The following is a 20243-nucleotide window of genomic DNA, read 5'->3' on the forward strand; positions in this document are numbered from 1 at the left end:
CTAGGCAGAAGCTATGCGGGAGTGGCTTCTCAGGAGAACGGGGGATCATCCATGTCCACACACGACACCCAGGTCACGGCCGACGTGCCCGAGATGCCGGCGCCCCGCGTGCGGGAGTTCACCGCGCACAGCATCGGCGGCGGGCTCGCCCTGCTGCTGGGCCTGGCCGGCCTGCTGGCCGGAGCGGGCCTGATAGCGGCCGCCTCCGTGGTCGGGCCGGCCGGCGCTGAGGCCGCGCTGATCGTCGGCGGCATCCTGGTGGCGCTCGCCGCGTTCCTCGCCATGTGCGGGCTCACCATGGTCGCGCCCGGCGAGGCCCGGGTCGTCCAGCTCTTCGGCCGCTACCGGGGCACGATCCGCGAGGACGGCCTGCGCTGGGTGAACCCCTTCACCTCGCGCACCAAGATCTCGACGCGGGTGCGCAACCACGAGACGGCCGTGCTGAAGGTCAACGACGCCTACGGCAACCCGATCGAGCTCGCCGCGGTCGTGGTGTGGCGGGTCGAGGACACCGCGCAGGCCACCTTCGAGGTGGACGACTACGTCGAGTTCGTCTCCACCCAGACCGAGGCGGCCGTCCGGCACATCGCCATCGAGTATCCCTACGACGCCCACGAGGAGGACGGCCTGTCGCTGCGCGGCAACGCCGAGGAGATCACCGAGAAGCTCGCCGTCGAACTGCACGCGCGCGTGGAGGCGGCCGGTGTGCAGATCATCGAGTCCCGCTTCACGCACCTCGCCTACGCCCCCGAGATCGCCTCGGCGATGCTCCAGCGGCAGCAGGCCGGAGCGGTGGTCGCGGCGCGGCGGCAGATCGTGGAGGGAGCGGTCGGCATGGTCGGGTCGGCGCTCGCCCGGATCACCGAGCAGGACCTCGTCGACCTGGACGAGGAGCGCAAGGCGGCGATGGTGTCCAACCTGATGGTGGTGCTGTGCGGCGACCGCGCACCGCAGCCCGTCCTCAACGCCGGGACGCTCTACCGGTGACGGCTCCTTCCGAGGGCTCCTCGCCCCAGCGGCGGCCGCGGCAGCGCAAGCAGGTGCTGCTGCGGATGGATCCTGCGGTGTACGAGGCGCTGGCGCGGTGGGCCGGGGACGATCTGCGGTCGGCCAACGCCCAGATCGAGTTCCTGCTGCGCAAGGCGCTGGCCGAGGCGGGGCGGCTGCCGCGGGGGACCGGGCCGCTGCCCCGGCGGGGACGGCCGCCCGGCCCTGCGGGGGACTCCACCCCAGGGACGCCCACGACCTGACACGGCGGGCTGTTGCGAAACCGTGACACTCGCCCGCGACCTGCACGCCCGCACACCCCGCCACGCACTGCACACTCGGCGTATACATCCCGCGTATACACATCGTGTACAGTCCTGGGCATGTCCATCGGTCACACTCTCCTGGGACTCCTGGAGTCCGGCCCGCGCCACGGTTACGACCTGAAGCGGGCCTTCGACGAGAAGTTCGGTCACGACCGGCCGCTCCACTACGGCCAGGTCTACTCGACGATGTCCCGCCTGCTGAAGCACGGCCTGGTCGAGGTCGACGGCATCGAGGCGGGCGGCGGGCCCGAGCGCAAGCGGTACGCGATCACCGAGGCCGGCATCACCGACGTCGAGCGCTGGCTCGCCACGCCCGAGAAGCCGGAGCCGTACCTCCAGTCGGCCCTCTACACCAAGGTCGTCCTGGCGCTGCTCACCCACCGCGACGCCGTCGGCATCCTCGACACCCAGCGTTCGGAGCACCTGCGCAGCATGCGGATCCTCACCGACCGCAAGCGCAAGGGCGACCTGGCCGACCAGCTCATCTGCGACCACGCCCTGTTCCACCTGGAGGCGGACCTGCGGTGGCTGGAGCTGACCGCGGCGCGTCTGGACAAGCTCCGTGAGGCGGTGGCCCGATGACGCCTCCCGCCGGATCGCTGCTCGTCGCCCAGGACCTGCGCAAGGCCTACGGCCCGACCACCGCGCTCGACGGCGCCGGGTTCTCCATCCACCCCGGCGAGGTCGTCGCCGTGATGGGCCCCTCCGGGTCGGGCAAGTCGACCCTGCTGCACTGCCTCGCCGGGATCGTCATGCCCGACTCGGGTTCGATCACGTACGCGGGGCGGGAGCTGACCTCGATGAGCGACGCCGAGCGCAGTGCGCTCAGGCGCTCCGAGTTCGGGTTCGTCTTCCAGTTCGGCCAGCTCGTGCCGGAGCTGACCTGCGTGGAGAACGTGGCGCTGCCGCTGCGGCTGGGCGGGACGTCCCGCAAGGAGGCCGAGCGGACCGCGCTGGCCTGGATGGAGCGGCTGGAGGTCGACGGCCTGCGCAGGAAGCGGCCCGGTGAGGTGTCCGGCGGGCAGGGGCAGCGGGTCGCCGTCGCCCGCGCGCTGGTCACCGACCCGCGGGTGGTCTTCGCCGACGAACCGACCGGCGCGCTGGACTCGCTCAACGGCGAGCGCGTGATGGAACTGCTCACGGACGCCGCCCGGTCGGCCAACGCGGCGGTGGTGCTCGTGACGCACGAGGCGCGCGTGGCCGCGTACTCCGACCGCGAGATCGTCGTACGGGACGGCAGGTCCCGCGACATGGAGCGCGTCGTATGAGCGCCGGGCAGTGGACCAGGGACCTGGCGATGGGGGTCCGGTTCGCCTTCGCCGGCGGACGGGAGGGATGGGTCCGGGCGCTGCTGACGGCCGTCGGCGTGGGGCTCGGGGTGGCGCTGCTGCTGCTCACCACCGCCGTGCCGAACGCCATCGCGGAGCGGGACCGGCGCGAGGACGCCCGCAGCGACCACACCATCAGCCAGCCGGACACACCGAAGGCCGACGACACCCTGATCGTGCTCAACGCGGACACCACGTTCCGGGACCGGGACGTGCGCGGCCGGCTGCTGGAGGCGGAGGGACCGAAGGCCCCGCTGCCCCCGGGCGTCGCGGCGTTCCCGGCGGCGGGCGAGATGGTCGTCTCCCCCGCGCTGAGGGAACTGCTCGCCTCCGACGAGGGCGCGCTGCTGCGCGAGCGGCTGGACTACCGCGTCGCGGGCACCATCGGCGAGGAAGGGCTGGTCGGCTCCAGGGAACTCGCCTACTTCGCGGGCGGCGAGGATCTCGCGCAGCGGCTCGGGCACAGCACCGGAGCCAGGATCGACCACTTCGGCGATGACGACCTGGCGCCGTCCGCCCCCTGGGGCCCTGTGCTCCTGCTGCTGATCCTGGTCGTCTTCGTGGTGCTGCTGATGCCCGTGGCCGTGTTCATCGCCGCGGCCGTGCGGTTCGGCGGCGAGCGGCGGGACCGGAGGCTCGCGGCACTGCGGCTCGTCGGCTCCGACAGCCGGGCGACCCGGCGTATCGCCGCCGGAGAGGCGCTCGCCGGTTCCGTGCTGGGACTCGTCCTCGGCACCGGGTTCTTCCTGCTCGGACGGCAGCTGGCGGCGTCCGTCGAGGTGTTCAACGTCAGCGTCTTCCCGAGCTATCTGAACCCCTCTCCCCTGCTGGCCGCCCTGGTCGCGCTGGCGGTGCCGACGGCCGCCGTGCTGGTGACGATCCTCGCCCTGCGCGGGGTGGTCATCGAACCGCTCGGCGTGGTCCGCACGGCCAGGCCGGTGCGGCGCCGGCTGTGGTGGCGGCTGCTGCTGCCGCTGGGCGGGCTCGCGATGCTCCTCCCGATGACGGGGCAGGGTGACGACGGCGGGAACTTCAACCAGTTCCTCGTCGTCGGCGGTGTCGTGTGCCTGCTGGTCGGGGTGACGGCCCTGCTGCCCTGGGTGGTCGAGACGGCCGTGGCCCGGCTCGGGGCGGGCGGCGTCGCCTGGCAGCTGGCCGTGCGCAGGCTCCAGTTGAGCAGCGGCGCGGCGGCCCGCCAGGTCAACGGCATCGCGGTGGCCGTGGCCGGGGCGATCGCGCTGCAGATGCTGTTCGCCGGGGTGGGCGACACCTACGTCCAGGCGTCGCGGTACGACGTCTCCCGGGCCCAGATGAGCGTGGACCTGCCGGAAGGTGCCGCCGCGGCGCCCGCCATCGCGAAGTACCGCGAGACCGAAGGCGTGCGCAAGGTCACCGCGCTGTCCAGCGTCTACCTCGGCGACCGGCACGGCGACAAGTCCTCCTACCTCGAGGTGACCGTGGCCGACTGCGCGTCGCTGCGCGAGGCGGCCACCCTGCCCTCCTGCCGTGACGGCGACGTCTTCGCGGTCGAGGGCGCGGAGCACGACGACGGCGGCGACCACCTGGCCGAGCCCGGCACCACGCTGTGGACGGACCCGGGCGACACCGCCCGCTCCGGCGACCGACCGGTGTCCTGGACCGTGCCGCAGGGCATCCGGCAGGCCCAGCCGCGTGAGGATCCCGCCGGGTACGCGCGCGGCGGCATCCTGCTCACCCCCGGCGCGCTGCCCGGGAAGCTGGGTACGGTCCTCTCCGTACAGCTGTTCGTGAGCCTGGACCCGTCGGTGCCGGACGCGTACGACCACGTGCGCAACACGGCCGCGCGCCTGGACCCGACGGCCCGGCCGACGACCTTGCGCGGCTCCGAGACCAACGAGCGCTTCGACACCATCCGCACCGGCCTGTCCGTCGGCGCCGTCTGTGTCCTCGCGCTGATCGGGGCGAGCCTGCTGGTGTCGCAGCTGGAGCAGTTGCGCGAGCGCCGCAGGCTGCTGTCGGCCCTGGTCGCCTTCGGCACCCGGCGCCGCACCCTGAGCCTGTCGGTGCTGTGGCAGACGGCCGTCCCGATCGGGCTCGGTCTGCTGCTCGCGGCGACGGTGGGCATGGGCCTGGGCGCGGTGCTGCTGCGGATGGCCGACAACCCGGTCCGGGTGGACTGGCGAAGCGTGCTGTCGATGACCGGCGCCGGCGCGGGCGTCGTCGTCGTGGTGACGCTGCTCAGCCTGCCGCCGCTGCTGAGGCTGATGCGGCCGGAAGGGCTGCGCACGGAGTAGGCGGGGTCTGCGTGGGCGGGGCTCCGGCGTACGACCCCGCTGGGGCCGCCCGGCCCGTCGTGTCGCCGGCCGCGTCAGGCGTCCCTGTCCAGGATCCGTACGGGCAGCGGCCGCAGCGCCTGGCGCAGGGCGGCGGCCAGTTCCTCGTACTCCGCGCCGCGCGCGGCCCCCGCCCGCATCGCCAGGGCGACCCGGCGGGTGGGGGCCGGGTCGGCGAAGTACCCGGTGAGCAGCTGGTTGCCGCGCGAGATCTCGACCTTGAGGGCGGTGCGCGGCAGCAGCGTGACGCCGAGCCCGCCCGCCACCAGCTGCACCAGCGTGGACAGCCCGGCGGCGGTCGTGGTCACGGGCACGTCGTCGCGGCCGGCCTCCCGGCAGATGTCGAGGGCCTGGTCCCGCAGGCAGTGCCCCTCGTCCAGCAGCAGCAGGTTCAGCTCGCGCAGCGCCTGGCGCGGGATGCCCTCGCGGCCGCCCAGCTCGTGGTCGAGGGGTGTGACGAGCACGAAGTCCTCGTCGAACAGCGGCAGTTCCTCCACGCCCGGGACGCCGAGCGGCACGGCGAGCAGCAGCAGGTCCAGCCGCCCGCTGGTCAGGCCGTCCAGCAGGTTGGCGGTCTGCTCCTCGTGCACCTGCAGATCGAGGTCGGGGTACCGCTCGTGGACGAGCCGCAGGACCGTGGGCAGCAGGTAGGGCGCCACCGTCGGGATCACCCCGAGCCGCAGCACCCCGGTGAAGGGCGCCCGGACCGCCTCGGCCTCCTCCAGGAGCGCGCCGACCTCGGCCAGCACGGCCTTGGCCCGTACGGCGATCCGCTCCCCCTCGGGTGAGAGCAGGACCTTGCGCGTCGTACGCTCGAGGAGCGTCACTCCGAGTGTCTCCTCCAGCGCCGAGACCGCGCCCGACAGGGCGGGCTGGCTCATGCCGATCGCCCCGGCGGCGTCACGGAAGTGCAGGTGCTCGGCGACCGCCGCGAAGGCCCTCAGCTGGGCCAGACTGGGCTGCCTGCGCTTATTACCCACCGTCACTGATAACCACCTCCGATCAACTCGACCGAGTGTAGCTATTTCCGCAATCAATCGAAGCTGTGCCAACATCAAGATCGTCCAACCCGTGGGAAACGCCTGCAAACCGGGTGTTTCTTCGCTGCAAGGAGAAGGTGTGCTCACCGTCGGTGACAAGTTCCCCCAGTTCGACCTGACCGCCTGCGTCTCGCTGGAGAAGGGCAAGGAGTTCCAGCAGATCAACCACAAGACCTACGAGGGTCAGTGGAAGGTCATCTTCGCGTGGCCCAAGGACTTCACCTTCGTGTGCCCGACCGAGATCGCCGCCTTCGGCAGGCTGAACGGCGAGTTCGCCGACCGCGACGCGCAGGTCCTCGGCTTCTCCGGCGACTCCGAGTTCGTCCACCACGCCTGGCGCAAGGACCACGACGACCTGCGCGACCTGCCGTTCCCGATGATGGCCGACTCCAGGCACGAGCTGATGCGGGAGCTCGGCATCGAGGGCGAGGACGGCTTCGCCAAGCGCGCGGTGTTCATCGTGGACCAGAACAACGAGATCCAGTTCTCGATGGTGACCGCGGGTTCGGTCGGCCGTAACCCCAAGGAGGTCCTGCGGGTCCTCGACGCGCTCCAGACGGACGAGCTGTGCCCCTGCAACTGGTCCAAGGGCGACGAGACCCTGGACCCGGTCGCGCTGCTCGCCGGGGAGTGATCTGACATGTCCCTCGACGCGCTCAAGTCCGCCGTACCGGACTACGCCAAGGACCTGAAGCTCAACCTGGGCTCGGTCATCGGCAACTCGGAGCTGCCGGCCCAGCAGCTGTGGGGCACCGTGCTGGCGACCGCCATCGCCTCGCGCTCCCCGCGGGTGCTGCGCGAGCTGGAGCCGGAGGCGAAGGCGAACCTGTCGCCGGAGGCCTACACGGCCGCCAAGGCGGCCGCCGCGGTGATGGCGATGAACAACGTCTTCTACCGCACCCGGCACCTGCTGTCGGACCACGAGTACGGCAACCTGCGCGCGGGTCTGCGGATGAACGTCATCGGCAACCCGGGCGTCGACAAGGTCGACTTCGAGCTGTGGTCCTTCGCCGTGTCCGCCATCAACGGCTGCGGCATGTGCCTCGACTCCCACGAGCAGGTCCTGCGCAAGGCCGGCGTCGACCGCGAGGTCGTCCAGGAGGCCTTCAAGATCGCGTCCGTGATCCAGGCGGTCGGCGTGACGCTGGACGCCGAAGCGATCCTCTCGGAGTAACTCCCGTCGCAGACGGCGAATGGCGTGGCCCCGTCCACCGGGCATGGATGCTGCATGGTGGACGGGGCCCCGTCGTCGTTCCGCGAGCGGGCCGGGCTACTGCTCCGGGGGTGCCTCCGGCGCTACTGCTCCGGGGGTGCCTCCGGCGCGGGCTCCGCGCTCACCGCGGTGGCCCCGCGCGGCCGGACCGCGTGCCGCAGCGCCGACTCCTGCGAGTACGCCCGCAGATACGCGGCCACCGTGTTCGTCACGGCCACCAGCGGCACGGCGACGACCGCGCCCCCGATCCCGGCCACCATGCCCCCGGCCGCGACGGACAGCACCACCGCCAGCGGATGCACCCGCACGGCCCGCCCCAGGATGAACGGCTGCAGGATGTGCCCCTCGATCTGCTGCACCGCGAGCACCACCACCAGCGTCATGACGGCGGTGAACACCCCCTGGGTGACGAGTGCGACGACCACCGCCAGCGCGCCGGACACCACCGCACCCACCAGCGGGATGAAGGCGAACAGGAAGATGAACACCGCCAGCGGCACGGCCATCGGCACGTCGAGGAAGTAGATGCCGAGGCCGATGAAGATCGCGTCGATCAACGCCACGAGCACCGTGCCCCGCACGTACGCCGTCAGCGTCCGCCACGCCGCCGGCCCCGCCCCGGCCACCCCGGGCCGCGCCGCCGCCGGCACCAGCTTCAGCGTCCACTGCCAGATCCGCTTGCCGTCGTAGAGCAGGAACAGGGTGCAGAAGATCGCGAGCAGGATGCCGGTCAGTGCCTCGACGACGACCGTCACGCCCTCCAGGCCCGCCGAGGTGATCTGCTCGGTATTGGCCCCGACCGCCTCCCGCAGGTTCGAGGCGATGTCGTTGATCTGCTTGTCCGTGACGTGGAACGGGCTGTTCAGCAGCCAGTTCCGCAACTCGTCGATGCCGTTCTGGATCTGGTTGGAGAGGTTGTCGATGTTCTCCATGACCTGCCAGGTCACGAACCAGCCGATGAGGCCCATGACGACGAAGCCGAGGCCCGCCGTCAGCGCCGTGGCCGGTCCGCGCGGCACCCCGTGGCGCCGCAGGCGGGCCACCGTCGGCTGCAGCATGGCCGTGATGAGCAGCGCGATGACGAACGCCAGCACCACGAGCTGGACGGCGCTGATGACCCGTATCAGCACCCACAGGGTGCCCGCGAGGACGAGCAGCCGCCAGCCGGCCTCGGCCGCCACCCGCACGCCCCAGGGGACGGCGAGCGCCGGGTCGGGGCGTGCGGCGACGCTGGGCGCGTAGTCCGGGGGCGGCGGCACGTGGTCGTCGGACCGGCTGCGGGACTCGGCCTCGGCCCGCTCCCGCTCTGCCGCGGCGCGGCGCTCGTTGTACCGCTCACTCATCTCGGTCAGCCCGGCGCCGAGCCGGCCGAGCCACCCTGGCACTCGCGACATGATCCGTCCTCTTCCCCCGTCTTCCCGCGCCACTCCTCTCCGGAGTCCTCCGCGTCCGACCGTACAGGGAGCGAGCCCCGCACCGTACGACGGTGCGGGGCTCGCGACAGGGCTCGGATCGGCCGGGGCCGGCCGGCTCAGTACCAGTTGTTGGCCTGCCAGAACGACCAGGCGTCACACGGGCTGCCGTAACGCTCGTTCATGTAGTTCAGGCCCCACTTGATCTGGGTGGCCGGGTTGGTCCGCCAGTCGTCGCCGACGGACGACATCTTGGAACCGGGGAGCGCCTGGAACATGCCGTAGGCGCCGGAGGAGGGGTTGACGGCCTTGTAGTTCCAGTCGGACTCGTGGTCCACGATGTTGCTGAAGCACTGGAACTGACCCGCCGGCACCATCTGCCGCGCCATCGCCTGGATCTGCGCGATGGTGTAGGAGGTGGCGACGGGGAAGTCGGAGATGTCCTTGGAACGGCTGGCGGCCTTCTTGGCCTCCGCGCGCTCCTCCGCCTCCTTGGCCGCCTGCTCGGCCGCCTTCTCGGCGGCCGCCTTCTTCGCGATGGCCGTCTCGGCGGCGGCCTTGCGGGCGGCGGCTTCGGCGTCCTTCTTCGCGCTCACGTCCGCGGCGATGGCCTGCGCGTCGGCCTGCTGCGTCAGGGACGCGGTCTGCACCTGGGCCTGCTGGCCCGCGGGGATGTCCGCGAGCAGCGTGGTGCCGCTTGCCGTCGCTTCCGCGTCGTTGTTCTGCGCGGTGCTGCCCGAGGCAACACCGACGACGCTGCCGACAGCGGTGACCGCCGTGGCCGAGGCCACTGCGAGCCCCCGGACCGAGATCCGGCTCACACGGTTTTCCTTCCAGCATCGCCCGCTTCGGTGACCCTCGCGGACGCAATCGTGCCCCTGGCACTGGCCTCCCCAACTGCGGGGTCACGGGAGGCGCGGGCCCGGTGGGCAACTCCCGCGAGGGGAGCGCCGCGTGATGCTCGGGCGGCATACGACATCGCTATGGAGTTGGCGTTGTGCTTCTCGTGGTGCCATACCGCTGGGGGTACAGGTGTGTCGTATGCGGGGCCTGACAGGAGTGAGACTCTGCCGTAACACGACGGGGCAAGGCAATTCCGCGTTGCGTGTGAAAGCTCACATTCTGTTGGACGCGGGAAAATCACGGGAACGGCCGGACACGAAGGCGCCGCCCGGCTAGGCTCTACGCCTTTCCGGACGGCGCAACTCTCGCGCAACCACCCCTCCTCCGGGTGGTTCGGTCAGACCTGACCGTCTTCGAGCATTTCGGTCACAAGGGCGGCGATCTGGGACCTCTCGGACCGGGTCAGGGTCACGTGCGCGAAGAGCGGATGCCCCTTCAGCTTCTCGACGACGGCCACCACACCGTCGTACCGGCCGACCCGCAGGTTGTCCCGTTGGGCCACGTCATGGGTGAGCACCACCCGCGAATTGGCCCCGATCCGGGACAGAACGGTCAGCAGCACGTTCCTCTCGAGCGACTGCGCCTCGTCCACGATGACGAACGCGTCGTGCAGCGACCGGCCGCGGATGTGGGTGAGCGGCAGGACCTCCAGCATCCCGCGTGCGGTGACCTCCTCGATGACCTCGCGGCTGGTGACCGCCGACAGCGTGTCGAACACGGCCTGGGCCCAGGGGCTCATCTTCTCGGCCTCGGAACCGGGCAGATAGCCGAGCTCCTGACCGCCCACCGCGTACAGCGGACGGAAGACCATCACCTTCTGGTGCTGACGGCGCTCCAGCACCGCCTCCAGGCCCGCGCACAGCGCGAGGGCCGACTTGCCGGTGCCGGCCCGGCCGCCCATCGACACGATCCCGACGTCCGGGTCGAGCAGCAGATCGAGCGCGATGCGCTGCTCGGCGCTGCGGCCCTTGATGCCGAACACCTCGCGGTCCCCGCGCACGAGCCGGATGGTGCCCTCGGGTGTGACCCGCCCGAGCGCCTTGCCGCGCTCCGACTGGATCATCAGGCCCGTGTGCACCGGCAGGCCGGCGGCCTCGGGGGCGTGGACGTGCCCCTCGTCGAAGAGGATGTCCACCTGCTCGCCCGGCAGGGTCAGTTCGGTCATCCCGGTCCAGCCGGAGGAGTCCGTGATGGCGAGCTCCGCGCGGTACTCCTCGGCGAGGAGCCCGACGGAGGACGCCTTGATCCTGAGCGGGAGGTCCTTGGACACGACGGTGACGTCGAAGCCCTCGGCCTGCAGGTTGCGGGCGACCGCGAGGATGCGGGAGTCGTTGTCCCCCAGGCGGTAGCCGCTGGGCAGCACGCTGGGGTCCGAGTGGTTGAGCTCGACACGGACGGTCCCGCCGAGGTCTCCCGTGGGGATGGGGGCGTCGAGACGGCCGTACCGCACCCGGAGGTCGTCGAGCAGACGGAGCGCCTGCCGGGCGAAGTAGCCGAGTTCGGGATGGTGCCTCTTCGCCTCCAGCTCCGTGACCACGACGATGGGGAGCACGACCTCGTGCTCGTCGAAGCGGCTCAGGGCGTTCGGGTCGGCCAGCAGGACGCTGGTGTCGAGGACATAGGTGCGCCGGTCTGGCTTGTGGCGCTTTGCGCTGGTCACCACGGAAGGACGTACCCCCTCGGATGAGGTCGGGGAGCGACGGAGTGGAAGCTGGACCGGGAGGGGTGGGAAACATCCCGACCGGTTCTCGGCCGCCCTGCGCGGGCCGAGGACCGGCCCTCCCGCCACTGCGTCCGTGCTGTGACCGCACGATCGGGCTGGTGCAAAGGGCCTCCCGGGCGGACGGCCCCGTGCCGTCCGCTGAGATCCGACACCCGTGGTTCGGGCGTCGACCTGACTGGGTTATGCCCTCGAACGAGCGTCGCCATGCCACGGCACAGGACGGCGGGCCGGTGAACTCCGCGTGACACGCGTCCGCGTCGGCTTCCCGGGAGGAGGGGTGACGTGGGACGTCGGACGTCCCCGGTCCCGCGCGACCTGCGGTTGCGCGGGGGCGCGCGGTGTGCGTCAGCCGCCGTAGCGCCGGTGGCGGGCGGCGTAGTCACGCATCGCGCGCAGGAAGTCGACCTTGCGGAACGCCGGCCAGAACACGTCACAGAAGTAGTACTCGGAGTGCGCGGTCTGCCAGAGCATGAATCCGGACAGCCGCTGCTCACCGCTGGTGCGGATGACCAGGTCGGGGTCGGGCTGGTCGCTCGTGTAGAGGTGACGTCCGATCATGTCGATGTCGACGGCCTCGGCGAGCTCCTCCATCGACGTGCCCTTGTCCCGGGCGTCGAGCAGCATCGAGCGCACGGCGTCGGCGATCTCCTGGCGGCCGCCGTAGCCGATGGCGACGTTGACCACTATCCCGTCGACGTGGGCGGTGGCCTCCTCGGCCTCCTTCAGCACCGTCTGCATCCCGGAGGGCAGCAGGTCGGGCGTGCCCACGTGGTGCACGCGCCAGCGGCCGTCGGCGGCGAGCGTGCGCACGACGTCCTCGATGATGCCCAGCAGCGGGACGAGCTCCTCCTGCGGGCGGTCGAAGTTGTCCGTGGACAGCAGCCAGAGGGTGACGACCTCGACGTCGGTCTCGGTGCACCAGCCGAGGAACTCCTCGATCTTGTCGGCACCGGCCCGGTGTCCGTGGACGGTGCTGGAGCCGGCGGCCTTCGCCCAGCGCCGGTTGCCGTCCATGATGACGCCGATGTGCTTGGGCACCTGAGCGTGGTCCAGGCGGCCTTCCACCCGGCGTGCGTACAGCCTGACCAGCAGGCCGCGCAGCTTGTCGCGCAGGTTCACGTGATCGTCAGCCCCTCCGTACGGATCGGACAGGCCGCGGCGTGCGGCACGGTCGTGGCCGCGGGCGGTCCCTGCCCGTTCGGCAGTCCCCGGGGGCGAAGCCTACCCCCGTTGGCGCCGCGGGCCGTTCACGAGTGCGGAACGAGTGGTTCCGGCCGAGGGTTCGAGCCGTCCGGCCGTACACGGAAAACGGGCCGGTCCGTGGGGGGGGATACGGACCGGCCCGAGGGGGGGTTTCCACCATAACCCTTCGTGAGTGATGACGCGCGCATCGGCGGGCCACAACTACTCTCCGGAGCTGATCGGCGACACCGCGATGACCGCGGAATCTCTCGTTCAGCACTCCCGGCCGCCCGAAAAGCACCCCGTGGCCTGGGCATTCGCACACTCTCGGACCGGATCCTGCGGATTCACCGCCCCCTGGGAGCCCTTTCGGTCATTTGTCCGAGCATCCCCTGGACGGGTGAACCCGGCCGCGAACGCGCGCTTGATCCGCCGCAGGGGATACCGCTCCCGCCAAACCTCCGGGTGACGGGCCCGGGCACCGCGCGGCCCCCTCCACCGCGCGGCACCATCCCCGCGCAGCTTTGCTGACGCGAATTACCTTGGTCTGAACTTACGTGATGCGGCGGTGTGGAAGCGAGCCGAGACGATAACGATGTGAAAAACCTCGACGTGTGATGCGGGAGTGGAACGAGGAAGAGGAGTCAGGAGGAGTAAGGAGGAGTGACCGCCGGCCTACCGGCGGGCGGGCGCGGTCGGCGGTGGGTGGTCGTGGCCCGCGGTCTGCCGGCGTCGAGGAGATGGCGGGTGCTGTGCGCCACGAACGGCCCGCCGGCCCGGATCCGCTCGTGCAGCTCCCGGAGCCGGGGCTCGTACGCCTCGACGGTGAAACCGGGGACCATCCACACGGCCTTGCGCGGGAAGTGCACCACCGCGCCGATGTCGTGGAACTCCGTGCGCAGCCGCTCCGCGCGCAGCTCGACGACGTCCAGCCCGGCGGCCTCGGCCTCGGCGCGCTCGTGCTGCCCGTACGTCGAGCACCGCCTCTGCCCGCCCCAGCCGCTCGGCCGTCGACACGGCGTATCCCCAGGACGGCCGTGCCTCGGTCGCCCGGCCGTCGAACCAGGAGAAGTCCCCGCCCTCGGTGGGGACGGCGGCGGCTTCGGCGACGAGTTCCTCGAACGTGCGGTCGGACGGGTGCGGCTTCCGGGGCTCGTTCATGGGGAGATGGTGGCAGTCAGGGTGCGGGAGGTGCGAGGCGTTTCGGGCCCAGAGCTGTCAGGGAAGCAGGGGCCGCACCTCCTCGGCCACGAACCGCACGAATCCCTCCGGGTCGGGCTCGTCCCCCGTCGGCTGCAGCACCACCGTGTCGGCCCCGGCCTCGGCCAGCCGCTGCACGGCCTCGGCGACCGCGCCGGCGTCCCCCGCGGCCCCGAGGTCCGGGACGTCCTCGAGACCCTCGGCGGCCAGCTCGGCCCGCAGCCGGCCGGCGGCGCCGGGCCCGGTGGCGGCGGACAGGTAGACGACGACGGGGTGCGGCCCGGGTCCGCGCGCGGCGCTCTCCCGCCCCTCGGCGACGAGGGCCCGGGCCCGCCGCACACCGTCGGGGCCGGTGGCGGCGGTGAGGACGGTCCCGTCGGCGGCCTCCCCGGTGAGCCGGAGCGACCGCGGCCCGGTGGCCCCGGCGAACACGCGGACCGGACCGGACCCGGGCGGCCAGTCGAGGGCGACGTCGTCCAGCGAGACGTACCGGCCCGCGCAGCTGACCCGCTCCCCGCCCAGCAGGGCCCGCAGCGCGACGAGATGCTCCCGCAGCAACGTCATCGGCGACTCCACGCGGGCGCCGACCTGGCCCATCCAGTCCTGCACGCCGTGCCCCACGCCGACGAGGGGGCGCCCGGGGAACATCCGGTGCAGGGAGGCGATCTCCATGGCCGTGACGGCCACGTTCCGCAACGGCACGGGCAGCAGCCCGACACCGACCCGCAGCCGCTCGGTCCACGCCAGTGCGGCGGCGGCGGTGGAGACACCGCCCTCCCGGAAACAGTCCTCCCAGAGCCAGAGCTCCTCGAGCCCCGCCCCCTCGGCGACTTCACAGACCGGCCGCAGCCGTTCGGGTGCGAGCTGGGGACGGAAGACGGCGCCCAATGTGGTCATGAGGGCCTCCCTACCCAGCCCGGCGGGCGTCCAACGGCCCCCCGCGGGCGGGGATCAGCGGTTGACGGCCTGGATCTCCTGCACGACGACGTCCTGGGTGGCGCCGAAGGTGCCGTCGGGTAGACGTTGTTCACCCGGAACCCCGGTGCCCGACCAGTGGATCCTCCACGTGACCGTTGCCCGCAGCTTGTACGAGCCGTCACCGGAGGACCGCAAGTACCTCACACCGCACGGCGGAGTCCTGTCGGCCTTGCCCTTGGCGTACGGTTCACCGATCGAGCCGTCGGCGTTGATCTGGCAATCCCCGGAGGCGGGATAGGTGATGGCGTCACCCGTGCCCGGCTCGATCTTCAGGGAGACGGGCTCCGCAGTCGTCGTCGCCTGAATGTCCAGCAACGGCACGCTTGCCGTCACCGACACCGGCTTGAACGTTGCCCCGTCGAGCCAGGCCCAGGTCGGCAGATTCACCTTCGTGGTCTGCTGAGGAGCGAGTTCCACCGTGGTGGAGGGCACCCGGATCTCTGCGTACGCGAGCTGGGCGAGAACCTCCGGCGTGACGGCTTGAGGGACGTCCGCCGGCGGCGGGTCTCCGTTGTCGACCCAGAAGACCGGCTTGGTGCAGTCGAGTGAGCCGGGAGCACCGACTTGGCTCTCAGGTACGTAGGCGTCCCACCAGTACCCTTCCCCGGACTTGTCCTTGTTGAAGTCCTTGTAAGGGTGGCCGTTGACATAGCGGTCACGTTGCTGCGCGTCCCACTGGTAGCCCGTCGACTCGGACTCCCAGATGGGCTCCATGGACTTCTTGAGCTGCTCCGGCGTGTACTTGGGAGCGTAGTAGCAAGGAGGCGGGGTCCACGTACCCGTGGATGTGACTGCGCCGGCGGAATTGCCCGAACCGTTCTTCGAGCGGTCGAATACGATCACGCCGCCCGCCGACGACGCGAGCGTGTCGCCCTTCACCGATCCTGAAGGGCCCGGCGCGCTCGGTTCACCCTCAGTGGAGCCGTCGGGGGTGACTTTGGCCCAGGCGCTCGGCGCGGCTACGGGCACGAGAGCCGCGGCCAGGGCCAGGCCTGCGAGCGCTGCCCGCTTCACTTCAAACACTGCTTCGCTCCTGCGGTCGAAACGATGCGCGCGGTCTGCCACACCCCGTCGCCGTTCTTCTCCAACCGGGTGTTGTAGAGGATGAAGTCCTCGTCCGAGGGTGTGGTGACCTTTGCCTTGTTCGTCTTGAGGTCCTTGGCGTAGCCCTTGCTCTCGTCGGCACAGAACAGGACCGATGCCGCCTTGCTACCGTCCAACGTCACCGTCCGGTCGTAGTACCGAATAGTGCCCGTGATGCCGAGGTCGGCCTTCTTGAACTTGTCCACCCAAACCGCGGCCGCCTCCAACGCCCTTCCTGTGTTGTAGAAGTTCATCGCCTTCGCTTCGGGGTCCGTCCCCGCGATCGCAGCATTGATCGCACGCATACGCTCGGCGTTGTCGGCGAGTACGGCGTCCTTCACAGCGTCACCCGTCTTGCCGCCTTCGAAGGTCATCGTCAGGTCGGCAGGCAACTTGATCTCGGGACGCCCTGCGGCCTGTGAGGTCGAGGGGCTGGGAGACGCAGAGCCGGGACCCCCGCCATCAGCTCCCGCGATCTTGTCGTTCTCTTTGCCCTCGGCGCTGTCATCGCTCCCGCACGCGGACAACGTCAAGGCCGCGGCGGCGGTCAGCGTGAGCGCTGTGAGGAGGGTGGGGCGGCGGTTCACGGTCGGCTCCCGGTCAGAGGCGAGGCTTCTCTTGAGCGAACCAAAGTTATCCAGCGGGGTGCCGCCGCACCAGGTGAACGGTGTGAACGCACGGGGTGTATGGGGAGGAATCGGCGATGCGCCGATCGGTTCGCGCCGTAACGGTTGCGTAACGCGTCAACCGCTTCCTCAAGTGCCGTGGCACGTACGGCGTTTCAGTCAGGAAGCAGCGAAGCAAGCGTGTCCGCAGTCGGAGGAGGGCCGGATGGGGCGGCGGTGGCGGGACGGGTGGGGGGAACTGGTCGTGCGGGCGGGTGAGCGCGCCACTGTGCGTGTTCCGCTGGAGATCGCCACCTCCTACCGGGCCCGTACCCGGGGGTTGTTGGGGCGGGACTCCATCGAGGGGGCGATTCTCCTCTCCCCCGCCAACAGCGTGCACACCTTTGGTATGCGCATGCCCATCGATGTCGCCTACCTCGACGGTCGGCTGAGGGTGATCGCCGTGCGGACCATGCGGCCGGGGCGGCTGGGGATGCCGCGGCTGCGGGCGCGGCACGTGGTGGAGGCGCGGGCCGGGGTGATGCGGGAGTGGGGCATGGAAGAAGCAGGGGCCCGGGTGGAGGTCGTCGGCACGGTGGCGGAGCGGTAGCCGTGCGGCTTCCCGCCACCACGGGCTCGCCTGGGGGCGGCTGGGTGACGGTGCGGGTTCGGGATCACGCTCCGGGGTCGGGGGTCGTGTCCTCGCTCTCCAGGTCGAACAGCATGTGCTGCGCCGCTTCCGCGTTGTCCCAGCCGGCCGGGCCGTCCGGCTTCACCGACAGGCGCTGCAAGGCCGCCCTGGCCTCGCGCGTGCGCATCGCGCCCAGCAGTTCGATGGCCGAGTCGGCGCCGACGTCCTGCGTCACGCAACGCTCGGCGGCGTCCACCGCCCAGTCCGCGAAGCGGCCCGGGTCGGGGTCGAGAGCCAGCCAGCGGAAGACCGAGTCGGCGATGTCGTCGCGCAGGGACGGGATCAGGGCCAGCATCGCCGCCTCCACGTGGCGTACGACGTGCCGCTGCAGCGGGTTCGGACGAAGCCGGTCCTGCCAGGCGCGGACCAGTTCGTCCACGCCTGACCAGGTCACGTCGCCCGTGCGGGGCATGCGCTCACCCACGGCCCGGTGGAACTCCTCCCAGGCGTGCCACAGCAGGCCCGGCGACGGCGGCCGAGGCACGTCGGGGGACAGCTCCGGGTCCTCCAGGAGGACGGTCACCACCCGCCGGGCCTCCGCCAAGCGGTCCTCGGTGCGGGGCAGTTCCGCGATCCGGCGCCAGTCGTACGCGTCCCAGGGCTGCGGCAGGGTCCGCAGCGCGCGGGGCAGGACGTAGTCGCCCTCCGGGTCGTGCCAGCGCGCGACCCGCGGATCCCACATCTCCTCCGCGCTCGGCTGCCCGCCCCGCTCACTCATCACTGCCGTCCCGCCACGGCGCTGCCTTCCGTCGTCCGCTCAGCTGATCCCCAGATACGCCTTGGCGCTCTCCGGGTCCTTCATCTTGGACCAGTCCATGGTGCCGTTCGCGGTCCGCTCGTCGACGGCGCGTTGCATCCGACCGAGCTGGTCGGCGGTCAGCTCCTGGCCGGCCACCCGCACGTCGACGTCGTTCCTGGCCATCTCGCCGGCCGCCGTCCTGGTGTCCTTGGCCGGTCTGCCGTTCCGGGCGGGCTTGAACTCGCTGAAGATCGCCGTCCAGCGGTCCGTCGTCTCGATCTCCACGGTGGCCTTGCGGCCGGGCTCCTTGGCCGCCCACTTCTTCAGCCGTTCGACCTGGTTGGCGAAGTCCGCCTTGCGCGTGGCCGAGCCGGCGTTCTTGACCTCCTTGACGTGGACGGTGCCGTTCCGGTCCTTGTAGACCACGTCGGCGTCGGGGATCTCGTCGAGGTTCACCCTCTGCCCGCCGCCCAGGTCGGCTTCCTGCCGGTTCATCTTGCCGCCGACACCGGCGTCCACCCGGGTGCCGGGGGCCGCGTCGTAGGCGGCGCGGCGCACGGCGTTCACCTCTGCACGTGCTTCCGCCAGCTTGTTGGCGTCCGAGGCGTTCACGACCTTCCCCTGCAGGGCCGCTGCGGCGTCGGGGTTGACGTTGTCGCGGCGGGCCAGGTCGGTGATCTCGTCCAGCGCGTCGGCCGCGTCCTGGCTGCTGATCTCGGCCTTGGCCGGATCCGGGTCGTCCTTGGCCCGGTCGACCAGCCCGTCGATCTGGTCGTCGGGGACGGAGGAGCCCTGCTCCCGGAGCGCGGCCTTCGCGGCCTCGGCCCGGGCTTCGAGCGTCTGCCGCTCCGCCTCCTCGGCCTTCTTCCTGGCCTCCTGGGCCTGCTGCCTGGCCTCCTCGTCGCAGCCTTCCTGGGCGCGTGCGACGACCTGTGCGGCGGAGCGGCCGGCCGCCAGGACCGTGGTGCCGGTGCCGGGGGATCCGGTGAGGGGCCAGGGGGTGTGCGGGGTGCCGTCCGACCGGGTCCCGCCGTACGGCGTCCTGCGGGCCGGGGCGGCGATGGTGCAGCCGGATTCGCGGGCCTTCCTCTCGGCCTCGTCCGCCGCCTCGTCGGCCTCCTTCGCGGCCTTCTCGGCGCCCTTGACGTCACCGGTCCTGGCTGCCTTCCCCGCGTCCTCCGCCGCGTCGGTCGCCTTCTTCGTGAGCTTGCCCAGATCACCCAGCTTGCCGAGCTTGCCCAGCTTGCCGAGTTTCCCGGCGGCCTTGGCCTCGCCGTAGCCCGGGATGAAGAGGGAGCCGACGTTCCACAGGACCGTGGTGACCGCGCGGGTCTCGTTGCCCTGGTTCCACTGGTCGCGGACGTCGTCCCCGATGAACATGTCGTCGAGGATCCTGCCGCCCGAGCTGACGGTCGCGCCGCCCCAGTCGGTGAGCGCGTCGAGGTAGTCGCCCCTGGCCCACTTGTCGCCCGCGTCCTTGGCGTCCTGCGACCACTGGTCGGCGATCACGCCGCCGTAGTCCTTCAGGCCGTCCAGGGTGTCGAGGGGATGGATGACGGTGTCCCAGATGCCCTTCAGGTCACCGCCGATGCCGTCCACGAAGAGGCCTTGGCCGACCTGCTTCAGCTGGTCGCCGGCGCAGCCGAAGAAGGCGCCGAAACCGGAGAAGCAGCCGTCGTCCTCGTCGTCGGCGGCCTTGGGCTCGTCGTTGTCGTCACCGTTGTCGTGATCGCTGTCGTTGTCGTGGTCGTCGTCGTTGTGCGCGTCGTCGTGTGCGCCGGTGTTCCTGTCGTCGGTGTCCTCGGACTTCGGGGGGCTCCCGGGCCGGTCGCCCTCGCCGGTTTCCGGCTTGGTGGCCGGGCCGTCCACCGTGTCCGGGCGGGTGGCCGTGACGTCCGCATCGCCGTCGGCGGCGGGGGACGGGCAGGCCGTCCCGGTGACCTTGCAGACCGCCGCCCGGAGACCGCCCTGGATCTGGGCGCCCAGGCCGCTGACCAGGAGGGCTGCGATGAGCGCCGCGACGACCGCGATCAGGCCCGCGTACTCGACCGCCGTCTGGCCCTCGTCACGGCGCCAGCGGATCATCCGGGGCAGCGAGAACGGGCGGCGCTCGGCACGGTCGAGCGCAGGGAGGCGGTACCAGTCGCGGCTGTCCGTGCGGGTGAGGAAGTAGAGGATGAGGAGGGGGAGGAAGAGCTGGCTGTAGCCGCGCGGCGATCCGTCGGTGATGTGGGAGATCGCCCCGGCGACCAGCCAGGCCTGGACGGCGATCAGGCGGGCCCTGACTCCGGTACCGCCCTGCCAGGAGCGCCGGGCGAGCCACCAGCCGAGCGCGCCGGGGGCTGCCGCGTAGGCGGTGAGGGCGAGGACGGCGCCGTCGACGGCGCCGTACGAGGAGGCGGTGAGCAGGACGCCGAGTCCGCCCAGGACCGTGACGGCGAAAAGGACGTGGACGAGGGTCAGCGCGGTGGTGAGCGAGCCGGGCATCGCCCGGCGCCCACCGTGTCCCGGCGGCCGTCCG

18 protein-coding genes and 1 pseudogene are annotated in these 20243 nt (G+C 71.4%); 8 read left to right on the forward strand and 11 right to left on the reverse strand.

What is annotated here, in order from left to right; translation table 11 throughout:
• The first annotated feature begins 51 nt into the window (after positions 1-51).
• The 5 genes from ACFW6P_RS11220 (at position 52) to ACFW6P_RS11240 (ending at position 4914) form a co-directional block, all read left to right on the forward strand.
• Complete coding sequence (locus ACFW6P_RS11220; protein ID WP_386423478.1) at positions 52-987, forward strand: SPFH domain-containing protein; 936 nt, start codon at positions 52-54, stop codon at positions 985-987.
• Positions 984-1250: a hypothetical protein gene (locus ACFW6P_RS11225; RefSeq protein WP_386423480.1), complete on the forward strand. Its 267-nt coding sequence runs from the start codon at positions 984-986 to the stop codon at positions 1248-1250. The genes ACFW6P_RS11220 and ACFW6P_RS11225 overlap by 4 nt, the downstream gene beginning before the upstream one ends.
• 120 nt (positions 1251-1370) lie before the next feature.
• Positions 1371-1895, forward strand: coding sequence for a PadR family transcriptional regulator (locus tag ACFW6P_RS11230; protein ID WP_386351038.1), 525 nt, complete (start codon positions 1371-1373; stop codon positions 1893-1895).
• Positions 1892-2581 carry an ABC transporter ATP-binding protein gene (locus ACFW6P_RS11235; RefSeq protein WP_386423482.1) on the forward strand — a complete coding sequence of 230 codons (690 nt, stop codon included), beginning with the start codon at positions 1892-1894 and terminating at the stop codon, positions 2579-2581. The genes ACFW6P_RS11230 and ACFW6P_RS11235 overlap by 4 nt, the downstream gene beginning before the upstream one ends.
• Positions 2578-4914 carry an ABC transporter permease gene (locus tag ACFW6P_RS11240; protein ID WP_386423484.1) on the forward strand — a complete coding sequence of 779 codons (2337 nt, stop codon included), beginning with the start codon at positions 2578-2580 and terminating at the stop codon, positions 4912-4914. Before ACFW6P_RS11235 ends, ACFW6P_RS11240 begins: the two co-directional genes overlap by 4 nt.
• Before the next feature lie 74 nt (positions 4915-4988).
• On the opposite strand, the gene ACFW6P_RS11245 is transcribed toward ACFW6P_RS11240, so the two are convergent.
• Entirely contained in the window at positions 4989-5933 is a 945-nt protein-coding gene (locus tag ACFW6P_RS11245) for a LysR substrate-binding domain-containing protein (protein WP_386423525.1), read from the reverse strand.
• Positions 5934-6072: 139 nt separating this feature from the next.
• Here ACFW6P_RS11245 and ACFW6P_RS11250 point away from each other — a divergent pair, with 139 nt between their 5' ends.
• Positions 6073-6627, forward strand: a complete 555-nt coding sequence (locus ACFW6P_RS11250; RefSeq protein WP_386351047.1) for a peroxiredoxin — start codon at positions 6073-6075, stop codon at positions 6625-6627.
• 6 nt (positions 6628-6633) lie between these two features.
• On the forward strand, positions 6634-7167 hold the full coding sequence (locus ACFW6P_RS11255; RefSeq protein WP_386351049.1) for an alkyl hydroperoxide reductase: 534 nt from the start codon (positions 6634-6636) through the stop codon (positions 7165-7167).
• A gap of 122 nt (positions 7168-7289) precedes the next feature.
• Here ACFW6P_RS11255 and ACFW6P_RS11260 read toward each other — a convergent pair whose 3' ends face one another.
• The 8 genes and pseudogenes from ACFW6P_RS11260 to ACFW6P_RS11295 all read right to left on the reverse strand — a co-directional run bounded on the left by ACFW6P_RS11260 (position 7290) and on the right by ACFW6P_RS11295 (position 16274).
• A complete protein-coding gene (locus ACFW6P_RS11260; protein WP_386351051.1) occupies positions 7290-8600 on the reverse strand; it encodes an AI-2E family transporter in 1311 nt (436 codons plus the stop codon).
• Positions 8601-8737: 137 nt separating this feature from the next.
• A complete protein-coding gene (locus ACFW6P_RS11265; RefSeq protein ID WP_386351054.1) occupies positions 8738-9439 on the reverse strand; it encodes a transglycosylase SLT domain-containing protein in 702 nt (233 codons plus the stop codon).
• Positions 9440-9858: 419 nt separating this feature from the next.
• Positions 9859-11184, reverse strand: a complete 1326-nt coding sequence (locus tag ACFW6P_RS11270) for a PhoH family protein (RefSeq protein ID WP_386351057.1) — start codon at positions 11182-11184, stop codon at positions 9859-9861.
• 405 nt (positions 11185-11589) lie between these two features.
• Positions 11590-12363 carry an isoprenyl transferase gene (locus ACFW6P_RS11275; protein WP_386351060.1) on the reverse strand — a complete coding sequence of 258 codons (774 nt, stop codon included), beginning with the start codon at positions 12361-12363 and terminating at the stop codon, positions 11590-11592.
• 707 nt (positions 12364-13070) lie between these two features.
• A pseudogene (locus tag ACFW6P_RS11280) lies at positions 13071-13587 on the reverse strand (hypothetical protein).
• 57 nt (positions 13588-13644) lie between these two features.
• On the reverse strand, positions 13645-14523 hold the full coding sequence (locus ACFW6P_RS11285) for an LLM class flavin-dependent oxidoreductase (RefSeq protein ID WP_386351063.1): 879 nt from the start codon (positions 14521-14523) through the stop codon (positions 13645-13647).
• Positions 14524-14577: 54 nt separating this feature from the next.
• A complete protein-coding gene (locus ACFW6P_RS11290; RefSeq protein WP_386423526.1) occupies positions 14578-15483 on the reverse strand; it encodes a hypothetical protein in 906 nt (301 codons plus the stop codon).
• 131 nt (positions 15484-15614) lie between these two features.
• Positions 15615-16274 carry a hypothetical protein gene (locus ACFW6P_RS11295; protein WP_386423486.1) on the reverse strand — a complete coding sequence of 220 codons (660 nt, stop codon included), beginning with the start codon at positions 16272-16274 and terminating at the stop codon, positions 15615-15617.
• A gap of 244 nt (positions 16275-16518) precedes the next feature.
• Here ACFW6P_RS11295 and ACFW6P_RS11300 point away from each other — a divergent pair, with 244 nt between their 5' ends.
• Positions 16519-16902, forward strand: coding sequence for a DUF192 domain-containing protein (locus ACFW6P_RS11300; RefSeq protein WP_386351070.1), 384 nt, complete (start codon positions 16519-16521; stop codon positions 16900-16902).
• Positions 16903-16966: 64 nt separating this feature from the next.
• On the opposite strand, the gene ACFW6P_RS11305 is transcribed toward ACFW6P_RS11300, so the two are convergent.
• Positions 16967-17701 carry a hypothetical protein gene (locus ACFW6P_RS11305; RefSeq protein WP_386351073.1) on the reverse strand — a complete coding sequence of 245 codons (735 nt, stop codon included), beginning with the start codon at positions 17699-17701 and terminating at the stop codon, positions 16967-16969.
• A 39-nt stretch (positions 17702-17740) separates the two neighbouring features.
• Positions 17741-20209 (reverse strand): hypothetical protein, encoded by a 2469-nt coding sequence (locus ACFW6P_RS11310; protein WP_386423487.1) that lies wholly within the window; start codon positions 20207-20209, stop codon positions 17741-17743.
• Positions 20210-20243: the final 34 nt, after the last annotated feature.

This window comes from Streptomyces sp. NPDC058741, assembly GCF_042746715.1.
In the GTDB taxonomy this organism is placed as follows: Bacteria; Actinomycetota; Actinomycetes; order Streptomycetales; family Streptomycetaceae; genus Streptomyces.